General features: G+C 71.7%; 12 protein-coding genes. 11 read left to right on the top strand and 1 reads right to left on the bottom strand.

The features are described from left to right. Positions 1-184 precede the first annotated feature (184 nt). Positions 185-907, top strand: a complete 723-nt coding sequence (locus tag ACFV2J_RS05035; protein WP_385084454.1) for an FAD binding domain-containing protein — start codon at positions 185-187, stop codon at positions 905-907. An 87-nt stretch (positions 908-994) separates the two neighbouring features. Here the strand turns inward: ACFV2J_RS05035 and ACFV2J_RS05030 are convergent, their stop codons facing one another. Then, positions 995-1501 carry a cupin domain-containing protein gene (locus tag ACFV2J_RS05030; RefSeq protein ID WP_385084456.1) on the bottom strand — a complete coding sequence of 169 codons (507 nt, stop codon included), beginning with the start codon at positions 1499-1501 and terminating at the stop codon, positions 995-997. A 137-nt stretch (positions 1502-1638) separates the two neighbouring features. Here ACFV2J_RS05030 and ACFV2J_RS05025 point away from each other — a divergent pair, with 137 nt between their 5' ends. The 10 genes from ACFV2J_RS05025 to ACFV2J_RS04980 all read left to right on the top strand — a co-directional run bounded on the left by ACFV2J_RS05025 (position 1639) and on the right by ACFV2J_RS04980 (position 12480). Further along, positions 1639-2073 (top strand): RrF2 family transcriptional regulator, encoded by a 435-nt coding sequence (locus tag ACFV2J_RS05025; protein ID WP_385084458.1) that lies wholly within the window; start codon positions 1639-1641, stop codon positions 2071-2073. Next, the gene (locus ACFV2J_RS05020) at positions 2070-2969 is read left to right on the top strand and encodes a DsbA family protein (RefSeq protein WP_385084460.1); all 900 of its coding nucleotides are present in this window, start codon (positions 2070-2072) and stop codon (positions 2967-2969) included. The genes ACFV2J_RS05025 and ACFV2J_RS05020 overlap by 4 nt, the downstream gene beginning before the upstream one ends. Positions 2970-3565: 596 nt before the next feature. Continuing rightward, positions 3566-5140, top strand: coding sequence for an ABC transporter substrate-binding protein (locus tag ACFV2J_RS05015; RefSeq protein WP_385084462.1), 1575 nt, complete (start codon positions 3566-3568; stop codon positions 5138-5140). Positions 5141-5173: 33 nt separating this feature from the next. Further along, a complete protein-coding gene (locus ACFV2J_RS05010; protein ID WP_385084464.1) occupies positions 5174-6202 on the top strand; it encodes an ABC transporter permease in 1029 nt (342 codons plus the stop codon). Between the two features lie 2 nt (positions 6203-6204). Beyond that, complete coding sequence (locus tag ACFV2J_RS05005; RefSeq protein ID WP_385084466.1) at positions 6205-7092, top strand: ABC transporter permease; 888 nt, start codon at positions 6205-6207, stop codon at positions 7090-7092. Between the two features lie 179 nt (positions 7093-7271). Then, positions 7272-8078 carry an ABC transporter ATP-binding protein gene (locus ACFV2J_RS05000; protein WP_385084468.1) on the top strand — a complete coding sequence of 269 codons (807 nt, stop codon included), beginning with the start codon at positions 7272-7274 and terminating at the stop codon, positions 8076-8078. Beyond that, positions 8075-8944, top strand: coding sequence for an ABC transporter ATP-binding protein (locus tag ACFV2J_RS04995; RefSeq protein WP_385084470.1), 870 nt, complete (start codon positions 8075-8077; stop codon positions 8942-8944). Before ACFV2J_RS05000 ends, ACFV2J_RS04995 begins: the two co-directional genes overlap by 4 nt. A gap of 142 nt (positions 8945-9086) precedes the next feature. Continuing rightward, positions 9087-10430, top strand: coding sequence for an LLM class flavin-dependent oxidoreductase (locus tag ACFV2J_RS04990; RefSeq protein ID WP_385084472.1), 1344 nt, complete (start codon positions 9087-9089; stop codon positions 10428-10430). A gap of 198 nt (positions 10431-10628) precedes the next feature. Next, positions 10629-11657 (top strand): LLM class flavin-dependent oxidoreductase, encoded by a 1029-nt coding sequence (locus ACFV2J_RS04985; protein ID WP_385084474.1) that lies wholly within the window; start codon positions 10629-10631, stop codon positions 11655-11657. Position 11658: 1 nt separating this feature from the next. Continuing rightward, complete coding sequence (locus tag ACFV2J_RS04980) at positions 11659-12480, top strand: alpha/beta hydrolase (protein ID WP_385084476.1); 822 nt, start codon at positions 11659-11661, stop codon at positions 12478-12480. Positions 12481-12622: the final 142 nt, after the last annotated feature.

Raw genomic sequence — 12622 nt, 5'->3', positions numbered from 1 at the left:
CCGGCCGTCCGGGACGACGGCCAGGTCTGCCGTGAGCCTGTGTGCGAGAAGCACGCGAGGTGAAACGATGAGCCCTGCATGCGCCCCCGCATCCGTGGGGAGAATGCGCAGATGCCGGCGCTCGTACGACCGGGCTGCCGCGTGCCACCATCGCCAACTCCCCAGGAAAGCAGGGTCGGCTGCCATGCTGCTGCGTCTGCCCACGTCCGTGTCCGAAGCGCAGGAGTACATGGCCGAGGGGGCGGAGCCGATAGGCGGCGCGACACTGGTCTGGGCCTCCTGGCAGCGGGACGGCTTCCCCGAGCGGGCCATGTCGCTGCGTAACCTGCCGGAGGCCAACGCGATCGGGCCCGGGTCGCTGGGTTCCGCCGTGGTGCTGAACCGGATCGACGACCGTGTGCCGGAGGTGCTGCGGCGGGCGGCGGGCTCGGTGGGGACCGGAGCCGTCCGCCGGACGGCCACCGTGGGAGGCAATCTCGTGGGCAGCACGCTGCGTTGCCTGCTGCCGGCCGCCCTCGTCCTGGACGCCGGTGCGACGGTGCTGGAACCGGACAGGGTCTACGAGACGGACCTCGCCGAGGTGATCGCCAAGCGCCATCTCCTGCTCGGCCTCCACTGGCGTGAACCGAGGGTCAGCGGCTACCACAAGGCGTCCGGTGAGACGGGCGGACCGCCGCCCCTCGTCGTCGCCACCGCCGTGCACGCCGACGACGACGGACACCACCGTCTGCGGGTCGCGGTCCGTGACGGCTACGAGGTCCTGTGCGAGAGCGTCGCGTGCGACACGGACCCCGCGCAGGTGCTGCACGCCTTGGACCACACGGACATCGGCGCACTCCACTCCGCGGCTTCGGAGTCGGTCCGCGAACAGGTCACCTCCGTCCTGGCGCGTGTCACCGGGCGGTGATCCCAGGACGTGCTGCTAGGCGTCGCGAGGCAGGCGGGACTTTCGTAACACGCCCTGGGCCCGGACTGCCGCCGCCTGGACGGGTGTTCACGTCTCCTCGGCCGGAAGCGCGTACAGGTGGGGAAGGTTGACCACGATCGCCTCCTGGGTGCTGCGGGCGATGACGACCACCGCCTCGTCGTCGGGGTCCGGGTTCTCCTCCCGGTGCGGCACGAACGGCGGGACGAAGATGTAGTCACCCGGGGAGGTCCGCAGCCGCACCTCCTCGGGCTCGCTTCCCGAGTCGTCGAGGAAGACGAACTCGGGATGTCCGCTCACCACGTAGATGGCGGTCTCGGACTCTCCGTGATGGTGGTCGGACGAGGAGGTGGCGGGAGCCACGTGGGTCTGGCCCATCCACAGCTTCTCGGAACCCACGTTCTTCCCGCTGACGGCAGCGAACCTGCGCATGCCGCCGCTCTGGGCGGTGTCACCGTCCAGGGAGTCGGACCGGATGTGGTGCAGACGGGTGCGCAACGGTGCCGCCGGGCGGCCCGCGGTGTCGTGGAGATGAGGGTGAAAGCCCTCACCAGGGGTCGTCGACGGCTCACTCATGGCCGGGACGCTAGAGCGGCCCGGAAAAGGATGTCAAGAGGTGTCCATTGGCGTTCACCTGCGGCAACGTTCCCGCAATGTGGAGCGTGGCCCGTTCGGCCCCCTCACGCGGCAGACTCCTCGGGCATGATGTGCGCATGCATATTTCCGCGAAGGCGGACTACGCCATGCGGGCGCTGCTGGAACTCGCCCGTGAACCCGCCCGCCCGCTCACCTGCGAGGCCATCGCCTCTTCGCAGGAGATCCCGTTCCGGTTCCTGAAGTCCGTGGTGGGAGAACTGCGCAGAGCCGGTCTGGTGCGCAGCCAGCGCGGCTGCGAAGGCGGTTACTGGCTCGGCAGGCCCGCGGAGGAGATCACCCTGCTGGACGTCGCGCGGGCCGTGGACGGCGAGTTGATCACCCTGCGCGGCGCACCGCTGGACGGCCTCGACTATCCCGGTCCGGCGGCGGGGCTGCCGGGTGTGTGGCGCGATGTCGAAGCGCGTGCCGCGGCGGTCCTGGGCGGGGTGACCCTGACGTCGTTGCTGCCCGAGGGCGCGGCCGAGGGGCTGGCCCGGACGGGCGCCGCGTGACCGCCCCGTCGGTGCCTCCGACGGTCGAAGTGGTCGAGTACACCGACCCGTTGTGTCCCTGGGCCTGGGGATCGGAGCCCGTCTTCCGCAAGCTGCGGGCGGCGCTGGCCGGCCGGGTGCGCTGGCGGCGTGCGTACGCGATCCTCTTCGACCACGACGACGACCCGCCGCCCGATCCGGCGGCGGAGACCGCCTGGTACGCGCGTTACGTCGAGGAGATCAGCGCGCACACCCACGCCCCGCACGCCGTGCGGCTCAGCCGGGTGGCGGCCAGTTCCTGGCCCTCGTCGCTGGTCGCCAAGGCCGCCGAACGGCAGGGCGGTGACGTGGCCGAGCGGGTGCTGCGACGGCTGCGGGAGACCGTCTTCGTCCTGGGGGAACCGGCGGACACCACCGCGCCGGCACTGTCCGCGGTACGGGGTACCCCGGGCCTCGACCTGCGGCGGCTGACGGCCGATGCCGCGTCCGAGGCGGTGCTGGAGCGGGTGCGCGCCGACCGGGCGGAGGCCCGGCGACCGGTCCCCGAGGTGCTGACGCCTGACGGCGGGTCACCACATCCCGGCGCGGCCAAGGAGACCGCGGACGGCGGGCGCCGCTACGCGTTGCCGACCCTGCTGGTCCGGTCCCCCGCGGGGTGTCGCGCGGTGCCCGGCTGGCGGCCCTTCGAGGAGTACGCCGCCGCCGTCGACGCGCTCCGTCCCGGGCTGCTGCGGGTCCCCGCGCCGCTCTCCCCGGCGGACGCTCTGGAGCGCTACCGGAGCCTGACGGATCCCGAGCGGCTGCTGCTCACGGACGGCGCGTGGCCGCCGGCGCACGCCGTGCGGGTGGACACCGGCAACGGCCCCCTGTGGCTGCATCCCGACGAGGCCGCGGCGCATCCCGCCACCGGCCGCTGAACACCTCCCCCGGCACGGCAGCCCTCTGATCTGCGATCAGTGACCGTCCCGCCGAATGAGACACCAATTGGTGTCCATTGACAGCCGGTCGAGGCTGCCCCCAGGATGTGCAGCATGCTCACGACGCACCCCGGTGTGGTGTGCCGCTACGTGGACCTGCGGCGCACCAGCAGCGCACTCTGTCGCTGACCTTCCGCCGCCCCCGGCCCGCAGGCGCCTGACCGCCGCTCCCGGCACCGGCCGCCCGCCACTCGCCCGAGCCGCGTCCGTCCCCCTGCGTCCGCGCCTCCGCCTCAGCGCATCCGTGCACCGTCGCACGCCTTCTCCGTCTCCAGGTCCGCCTTCACGGGCCCCCGACATCCCCTGCCCTGAGCGCCACGCACCCAGAAGGTGCGCGGTCGCCTCCCCCGGTGTGCCCCACCGGGTCCCCGTCGACGGTGCGTACGGGCGGCGAGCCGTGCCCCGCGCCCGGTTCGTCCGCCTCCGCCCCTTCGCCCGACGCCTTCTCCCTCTCTCCCCCGCCGCTTCCGCTCCGTCCGTCGCGCACCGCCGGCCTCCGCCGCGGTCCGGCCGGGGCCCACCACAGGAAGAAAACGATGCCTGCCCAACTCACCACCCAGCGCCGCAGATCGGCTTCTCCTTCCGTCCGGCGGACCGGCGTCCCGCGGACCGTCGCCCTCGCCGCCGCCTTCGTCGCCCTGCTCACGCCCGCCCTCAGCGCGTGCGGTGGTGACACCGCCGCCGCGGGTGGCGGTGCCACCTTGAAGTGGACGTCCTCCTACTTTCCCGCCCACTGGGACCCGGTGGTCGGGGGCAGCGGTGCCCAGTTCCGCGAACTCGCTCTGACCTACGCCTCGTTGACCCGGACGGACGAGACGGGCAAAGCCGTTCCGGACCTCGCCAGAAGCTGGGAGTACAACAAGAAGGGTGACGAGATCACCTTCCATCTGCGCCCCGGCCTGAAGTTCAGCGACGGTCAGCCGGTCGACGCCGCCGCGGTCAAGGCGGCCGTCGAACGGGCCCAGAAGCAGAAGAACTCGGCGCTCTTCGGCGACCTGACCTCCATCAGGTCGGTGGACGCCAAGGGACTGGACGCGGTGCTGCACCTGACCCAGGTCGACTACCAGATCCCTCAGTTGCTCGGTGAGCGTGTCCTGCAGATCGCCAGCCCGAAGGCGGCGAAGAACCCCGCGAAGCTGGACCAGAGCCCGGTCGGCGCCGGTCCGTTCACCGTCACGCAGCTGATACCGGGGACCAAGGCGGTCCTCAGGAAGAACCCCGACTACTGGGACGCGAAGAACATCCACATCGACAACGTGGAGCTGACCTCCGCCCCGGACGCCTCCACGGTCGTCTCCGGACTGCAGACCGGCGTCTACAACTTCGCCGACCTCGCCCCGAGTCAGGCGTCGGCGGCGAAGAAGGCCGGCCTCGACGTCTTCGTACAGCCCGGCTTCAACGCCTCGAACATCAGCCTCAACATCAACAAGGCGCCGTTCGACAACGACAAGGTCGTCGACGCGGTGCGGCACGCGATCAACCGTCAGGAGTTCGTGGACAAGCTGACCTTCGGCTACGGCGAGGTCACCGACCAGCCCTTCCCCAAGGGATACGTGGCCTACGACCCGAAGTCCGAGGCCGACCACCCCTACGATCCGGCGAAGTCGAAGAAGCTGCTCGCGGAGGCGGGTTACAAGGCGGGCGACATCAAGCTCGACCTGGTGATCCCCGCCGACGACCCGCAGGCCGAGATCGTCCAGTCGCAGCTCGCCAAGGTCGGCATCACCGTCACCATCAAGGTCGACAAGAACTGGGCCACCCCGTTCTTCGCGAAGGACCTGAAGTTCTCGCTGTACGGGACCACCGGCCGTGACTCCGCGGCGCAGACCCTCACCGCCCACTTCGGTCCCAACGGCCCGCTGAACCTCAGTTCGCCCTACGAGCCCGCCGGTTTCGAGGCCGCCGTCGCCAAGGTCCGCCAGACCCCGCTGGACGCGCCGGACTACGCCAAGGTGCTACAGGCGGCGACCCGGGCGGGGCTGGAGAGCAAGGCCCTCGTCTTCACGTACTCGCAGCCGAACCTGATCGCCAAGAGCAAGTCGATCTCGGACCTGCCGAAGAACCCGGCCCACATCGACTGGACCGGCGTGACCATCTCCAGCGGCAACTGACATCCGTCCACCACACAGAGAGGGGGCAACTCCATGACGACGACAGCGGTACGGGCCGCGCCCGCACACCGTCGCGGGGTCGCCGTGACCAGGGTGCGGCACACTCTGGGCCGCGTCCTGGTCGCCCTCGCCCGGTCGATCGCGATCTTCGTGCCCGTCTTCCTGGTCGCGACGTTCGTGACGTTCGCGCTGCGGTCGCTGAGCGGACTCAGCCCGGCGCGGATCCAGCTGGGCGAAGAGGCGACTCCCGAGGCGATCCACCGGGTCGAGTCCCAGTGGGGTCTCGACCGGCCCTTCCTGGTCCAGTACTGGGACTGGTTCAGCGGTGTCCTGCACGGACAGCTCGGCGCCAGCTGGACCAACGGGGCCGACATCTCCACGCTCATCGGTCTGGGTCTGGAAGTGAGCCTCTCCGTCGCGACGTTCGCGCTCGTCATCGGCGTACTCCTCGGCTTCGTCCTGGGGACGGTGGCGGCGCTGCGGCGCACCACCTGGGTCGACCGCGCGATCACGGGCTTCGTCACCGTCATCTCGGTGATGCCGGCCTTCGTCGTCGGCATCGTGCTGGTCGCGGTCTTCGCGGTCGGGCTCCATGTGTTCCCCTCCGCCGGCTACGTCCCGGCCCGGCAGGGAATCGGCCCGTGGCTCGCGCACATCACCCTCCCGGCGATCGCGCTGAGCTTCGACGTCGTCGCGGACGTCGCCCGCCAGCTCCGCGGCAGTCTCGTCGCGGCCTACCGGGAGAACTACGTGACGGGTGCGGTGGTTCGGGGGCTCGGCACACGCCGCATCTTCCTCGTGCACGTGCTGCGCAACGGCATCGGGCCCGCGCTCGCGACGCTCGGTCTGAAGTTCCCCGCGCTCGTCGGGGCCTCCGTCGTCACCGAGTGGATCTTCGGACTCCAGGGCTTCGGCAGGTTCGCCAACGACTCCGCCCAGGCCGGCGACGTACCGGCCGTGCAGGGCGTCCTCGTGGTGTCGATCGTCCTCGTCGTCCTGTTCAACCTGATCGTCAACCTGGTGCTGGCGCGTGTGACGCCGGCGTCCCAGCGGGGGGTATGACCATGGTGCGCCACGTCCTCTCACTCGCGTCCGGCCGGATCGCCGTCGCCGTCCTGACCGTGATCGCCCTGCTCGCGATCCTCGGGCCGTTGATCGCCCCGCAGGATCCCCTGGCAACCAGCGACCACACACTCGCGGCGGCGTCGGGCGCCCACTGGCTCGGCACGGACCACCTCGGCCGTGACGTGCTGAGCCGACTGCTCGACGGCTCCCGGGTCAGTGTGCTCGGCTCGCTCGAAGTCGCCCTGATGGCCCTGGTGGTCGGCGCGGTCCCCGGCATCCTGTCGGTCTACCTCGGCCGGGCCTTCGAGTGGGTCACCCTGCGCCTGGCCGACACCCTGGTCGCGCTGCCGTTCCTGCTGTTCGCGGTGGCGGTGATCGCGCTGCTCGGCAACGGCATCACCCAAGCCATGTTCGTCACGGGCGCGTTGGTCTCCCCGCTCTTCTACCGGGTGGCCCGGGCCGCCACGCTCGCCGTCGCCCGCTCGCAGTACGTGGAGGCCGCGCTGATCTCCGGCGCCTCGGTCGGCTGGATCGTACGGCGCCATGTGTGGGTCAAGGTGCTCCCGCCGATCGCCGTCGCGTTCGCCCAGACCATCGGCGTCGGCTTCATCATCGTGTCGAGCCTGACGTTCCTGGGCATCGGGGTCCAGCCTCCCGCACCCACCTGGGGCGGCCTGCTCGCGTCGGACCTCGGCTACCTCAGCTACCAGCCGTGGGCGCCCCTCGCCCCCGCGTTGCTGATCATGGTGACGGTCTGGGCCGCCAACCTGCTCGCCGACGCGATCCGCGACGTCTCCGGTGAGGCGGGCCGGGCGTTCGTCAACAACCGCAGGGCACGCGCCAACCGCCTCGACAAGTCCGCTGCCGTTCCCACCGGAGGTGCGTGATGACGACGCTGTCCCAGAACACCGCCCGCGCGAGGACCCACGGTGCCCCGGCCGGTACGACGGATGCGACCGCCACGACTGCTACGACTGCTACGACTGCCACGACTGCCACGACTGCCACGGGCGCTACGAGCGGTGCGGCGGGTGACACGGACGCGACGGGTGCGCCGGCCGCGCCCGTGCTCGCCGTCCGCGGGATGCACATCAGTGACCTGGCCGGCGGCCGCGAGATCGTCCACGGCGTGAGCTTCGACCTCACCCCCGGCAGGGCCGTCGGCATCGTCGGCGAGTCCGGCAGCGGAAAGACCCTCACCTGCCGCGCCGCGCTCGGCATCCTGCCCCCGCACTTCGAGGTGACCAGCGGCTCGATCGAGATCGCGGGCACCGACATCGCGACGCTGACCGCCGACCAGTGGACGGTTCTGCGTGGTGCCACGATCAGCGCGGTCTTCCAGGACCCGGCGTCCTACCTCAACCCCTCGATCCGGGTGGGCTCGCAGATCGCCGAGGTCGTCCGGGTCAAGAAGGGGCTGAAGCGGCGGGAGGCGCGCCGTCGTGCCGTCGAGCTGCTGCGGGCGGTGCAGTTGCGCGACCCCGAGCTGGTCTACGGCCAGTACGCCCACGAGCTCTCGGGAGGCATGCTCCAGCGTGTCCTGATCGCGGCGGCGATCGCCGCCGATCCGCGGGTCCTCATCGCCGACGAGGCCACGACGGCGCTCGACGTCACGGTCCAGGCCGAGATCCTCGACCTGCTCGCCGAGCTGCGCCGAAGTGCCGGTCTCGCCCTGGTGGTCGTCTCCCACGACCTGGCCGTCGTCGCCCAACTCTGCGACGAGGTCCTCGTCATGCGCCGGGGCGAGGTCGTGGAGCACGGCCCGACCGAGGCCGTACTCCGCCGGCCACGGCACGAATACACCCAGTTGCTCATCGCCGAGCACGAGCAGTACGGCCTGGAGAAGTTCCTCACGCCGACGGAGGCCTCATGACCGCCGCACTCCCCCGGGACGGGTCCGCCGGCACCGGCACCCGCCCGGACGCCGTCCTCCAGGTCACCGGCCTGGACGTGCACTACGGCCTGCGCCGCCGGCGTCGTCGCGCCCTGCACGGAGTGTCGCTGAGCGTCGCGCCGGGCGAGACCGTCGGGATCATCGGCGAGACGGGGTCGGGCAAGTCCACCTTCGCCCGTACCGTGCTCGGTCTGGTCCGCGCTTCGGCGGGCCGGATCGTCATCGGCGGCGAGGACGTCAGCGCGTACGGCCCGCGCCAGTGGCGCGGCCTGCGCCGCCGAGGTGTGGTCCAGTACGTCTTCCAGGACCCGCTGCGCAGCCTCGACCCCGACCTCACCGTCGAGGAGTCCCTCGTCGAGCCGCTGCTCGTGCGGGGCGTCGGGCGGGAGGAGGCGGCCGGCAGGGCCCGCGCCTTCCTCGCCCGCGTGCGCCTCTCCGAGGAACTGCTCGACCGGCTGCCCGGAGAGCTCTCCGGGGGCCAGCGGCAGCGTGTCGCGGTGGCCCGGGCGCTGGTCACCGAGCCGCGGCTGGTCATCCTCGACGAGCCCGTCAGCGCTCTGGACTCCGCGAACCGCGTGCAGATCCTGCAGATCCTCAAGGAACTCCGCGCCGCCGGCGTGGCCCTCGTCTTCATCTCGCACGACCTCGGGTCCGTCGCCGGGATCGCCGACCGCATCGCCGTGCTCTACCAGGGCGAACTGGTCGAGGCCGGCGCCGCCCGGGACGTCATCACCCGACCGCGGCACCCCTACACCCGCCTGCTCGTCAGCTCCGCGCCCACCCTGCGGGCGGCCTCGGCAGACCGCGCGGAGCGTGCCGCGCTGCGCGCCCTGCTGCACGCCTGAGCGCGGCGCCGAACCCGGAGCCACGGAACCGGGGATCCCCCGAACCGGGGATCTCCCGGACCAGCGATCTCCGGAACAAGCGAACCACTGAACCCCGGAACGTCAGAACGTCAGAACGTCAGAAGCACGGAGAGGAACACCCATGTCCCGCACCCTTCACCTCGCGCTGCACCCTTACGGTGTCGGCGGCCCCGGCCAGCACGGTCTGTGGAAGGACCCGCGCGTCGCGAAGAACGCGAGCATCGACATCAACTACTACATCGCGCAGGCCAAGGCGGCCGAACACGCGCTCTTCGACGCCCTCTTCATCGTCGACAGCCAGTTCATCAACTCCACCTACCCGGCGCACTATCTGAACCGGCTGGAGCCGCTCACCCTGCTGTCGGCGGTGGCCACCCACACCCGGCACATCGGTCTGGTGGGCACGGCCAGTTCGACGTACAACTCCCCCTTCAACCTCGCCCGCCGGTTCGCCTCGCTCGACCACATCAGCGGCGGCCGCGCCGGGTGGAACGTCGTCACCAGTTTCGACACCGGCACGTCCAGGAACTTCGGGCTCGACGAGCACCTCGACTACACCACCCGCTACGGCCGCGCGCTGGAGTTCGTCCAGGTGGCCCGGGGTCTGTGGGACTCCTACGAGGACGACGCGTTCCCGGCCGACGTGGAGCGCGGCGTCTTCCTCGACCCGGCCAAGTTGCACGCGCTCGACCACGAGGGCGAGCACTTCAGGATCGCCGGCCCGCTCAACCTCTCCCGCTCGCCGCAGGGCCAGCCGGTGATCTTCCAGGCGGGCGTCTCCGAGGAGGGGCGCGATCTCGCGGCGCGGGTCGCCGAGGGCATCTACGCGCCGGGCGGCACCCTGCAGCAGGCCCAGGAGTACTACGCCGACATCAAGTCGCGTACCGCCTCGTACGGCCGGGACCCGGAGCACATCAAGATCTTCATCCACGGCGGTCCGGTCGTCGCCTCCACCGACGAGGCGGCCACCAGGCGCGAGCGGGAGATCTTCGAGGAGGACAACGACTTCGACCGCAACCTCGCGCTCCTCGGCCGTTCCTTCGGTGCCTACGACTTCAGCGGGCACGACCTGGACGCGCCGTTCCCGGACGTCGCGCACCTCGCCGAGAAGGGCGGCCGCACCGGCGCGGCCAAACTCATCGAACGTGCCAGGGCGGAGAACTTGACCCTTCGTCAAGTAGCGCAGTCCGTGAGCGAGTTCCGCCGGTCGCCGTTCGTCGGGGCGCCGACGACCGTCGCCGACACCATCGAGCGGTGGTTCGCCGCGGGCACCTTCGACGGCATCAACCTCGCCTTCCGCAACAACGACGACCTGGACCTCTTCGTCGACGGTGTCGTGCCGATCCTGCAGAAGCGGGGCCTGTTCCGCACCGAGTACGAGGCCGACACCCTGCGCGGCAACCTCGGCCTGCCGGTCCCCGCCAACCGTCACACCACCCGCGAGCCCCAGCTCGTGAACGGCTGAGGGGCCTCACGGGCCGCGGCGGGCACGGCCGGCCGGTCCGTCGGTCGGTCCGCCGGTCGGTCTGTCGGTCGGTCTGTCGGTCGGTCAATCCGGCAGTCGGTCCGTCGGTCGGTGCGCGGCCCCGGTCACCTCTCCATCGATTCCGCTCCCCCCCGCGACCGGGGAACGGCACCGTCCGATCCCTGAAAGGCGAGCACCATGACCTCCCCGACACCGCGCTTCAGACTCGGTTTCCTCACCCACGTCCAAGGGCGCGGAGACGACCTGGCCCGGACGTACCGGAACGCGCAGGAACTGTTCGTCGTCGCCGACGAACTCGGCTTCGACACCGGCTGGGTGGCCCAGCACCATGTGGCCGCCGGCGGTGGCGGCCTCTCCTCGCCGTGGACGTTCCTCGCGCACGCCGCCGCGAGGACCACCCGGATCCGGCTCGGCACCGCCATCACCGTCCTCCCGCTGGAGGACCCGGTCCGCCTCGCCGAGGACGTCGCCGTCGTCGACACGCTCAGCGGCGGCCGGGTCGAGATCGGGGTGGGCAGCGGCTACAGCGACACGGAGTACGCCGCGTTCGGCCAGGACGTCGCCCGCAAGCGCGAGTTGACCAGCGAGAAGCTGAGCGTCCTGCGCCGGGCGCTGGGCCACGAGGAGGTGCGCACACCCGGTTTCCGCATCCAGCCGACGCCCGGCGACTTCACGGACCGTGTCTGGCAGGGGGTCTTCAGCGGGCCCGGCGCACGGCACGCCGCCGCCGGCGGTTCGAACCTCCTGCTCAACCGTGCGGCGTACGGCTTCGACGCCGCCACCGACGAGGTGCAACGCCCCTGGGCGGACGCGTTCCTGGACGCCTGGGACCGTCCGCGCCGGCCACGGATCGGGCTGTCCCGGTTCGTGTTCCCGGCGAAGGACAGACGCACGGCTCTTCAGCAGATCGGCGACGACGTCCACCGGGCGGCTCTGCGCCACGGGGAGAGCGGTGCCTTCCCCAAGGACCTGAGCGTGGACGAGGCGCTGCGCCGCTTCCACTCGTTCTACGGCCATCCCGACGAGATCACCGCAGCCCTGCGCGAGGAGAAGGTGCTGCCGGTCGCGACCGACCTGATCACCCAGTTCAACCCCGCAGTCCCCGACCACGACGCCGCGATCCGGGCGCTTGAGCTCATCGCGACCGAAGTGGCGCCCGCCCTGGGCTGGAAGCCCGCGACCGTGCCCGACCTCGCAGGAGCGTGAGATGACCCAGTACACCGACCACTACGGCCCCGAAGGCCTCCGGACCCGCGGCACGATCGTCGTGGTGCCCGGCCGGGGAGAGAGCCGGGCCGCCTACGCCCGGTTCGGCAGACGGCTCGCGGCCGACGCCTACCGCGTCCGTGTCGTCGACGCCCCGCGGATCGACGCCGACGACCTGACCGGCTCGCTGGAGCGGTTCGGCGCCGAGCTCGCCGTGGCCGTCGAAGGAGCCGGGGCCGAGGACGGGGTGGTCCGTCCTGTCGTCCTCGTCGGGGCGGACACCGGCGCCGTGGCCCTCGCCGCGCTCCTCGGCCGGGAGGGGTCGCCGCTCGCCCGGCTGCCGGAGGCCGTCGTCCTCGCGGGTCTGCCGGGACGCGGCACCGACACCGGCGGCACGGGAGACGCCGGCGGCAGCGGGAGCACCGGTATCGGAGGAGGTGCGTCGGGGTCGTGGGACGACGAACTCGATGTCCGTACCTCCTGCCCGGCCCATCGAGGAGTCCTCAGCGCCGACTCCGGGACACGGCGGGGCGCGCTCGCCGTCGCGGTGCCGGGTGCGCTGCTCGACGCGGCCCACCGCGGCGACCTCGGCGTACCCAGCCTGATCCTCGTCGGCGACGCCGATCCGCTCGCTGACCTCGACGCGCTCACCCGCACCGCGAAGTCCCTGTCGCGCTCCCGTCTGGCGGTGGTCCGGGACGCCCACCACGACGTCCTCAACGACCTGCAGCACCGCTCGGTGGCGGCCGAGGTCGTCACGTTCCTGGAAACGGTCCGCAACTCGCTGGTGCCCGTCGTCTCGGTGGAGTCGAGCGCGTGGTGACCGCCCGCCCCGCCCGTGACCGTCACCGGCGGCCCGGTGCCGCGACCCCGCGCCGTGGGGCGCGGGCCGCCCGGCCGGCCGCGCCGCCCGGACCCGGCACCCCCACCCGCCCACAGGAAACCGCATGACCCCCCCCCTGCAC

Origin of the sequence: Streptomyces sp. NPDC059668 (assembly GCF_042734135.1) — a bacterium.
GTDB lineage: Bacteria > Actinomycetota > Actinomycetes > Streptomycetales > Streptomycetaceae > Streptomyces.
Note: the sequence above shows the minus strand (reverse complement) of the source record. Positions and strands in the feature narration are given on the sequence as shown.

Bases quoted from the DNA above. Each gene is read 5' to 3' on its own strand.
- ACFV2J_RS05005 (WP_385084466.1), top strand. From the start codon at position 6,205: ATGGTGCGCCACGTCCTCTCACTCGCGTCCGGCCGGATCGCCGTCGCC.
- ACFV2J_RS05010 (WP_385084464.1), top strand. From the start codon at position 5,174: ATGACGACGACAGCGGTACGGGCCGCGCCCGCACACCGTCGCGGGGTC.
- ACFV2J_RS04990 (WP_385084472.1), top strand. From the start codon at position 9,087: ATGTCCCGCACCCTTCACCTCGCGCTGCACCCTTACGGTGTCGGCGGC.
- ACFV2J_RS04985 (WP_385084474.1), top strand. From the start codon at position 10,629: ATGACCTCCCCGACACCGCGCTTCAGACTCGGTTTCCTCACCCACGTC.
- ACFV2J_RS04980 (WP_385084476.1), top strand. From the start codon at position 11,659: ATGACCCAGTACACCGACCACTACGGCCCCGAAGGCCTCCGGACCCGC.
- ACFV2J_RS05015 (WP_385084462.1), top strand. From the start codon at position 3,566: ATGCCTGCCCAACTCACCACCCAGCGCCGCAGATCGGCTTCTCCTTCC.
- ACFV2J_RS05030 (WP_385084456.1), bottom strand. From the start codon at position 1,501: ATGAGTGAGCCGTCGACGACCCCTGGTGAGGGCTTTCACCCTCATCTC.
- ACFV2J_RS05025 (WP_385084458.1), top strand. From the start codon at position 1,639: ATGCATATTTCCGCGAAGGCGGACTACGCCATGCGGGCGCTGCTGGAA.
- ACFV2J_RS04995 (WP_385084470.1), top strand. From the start codon at position 8,075: ATGACCGCCGCACTCCCCCGGGACGGGTCCGCCGGCACCGGCACCCGC.
- ACFV2J_RS05035 (WP_385084454.1), top strand. From the start codon at position 185: ATGCTGCTGCGTCTGCCCACGTCCGTGTCCGAAGCGCAGGAGTACATG.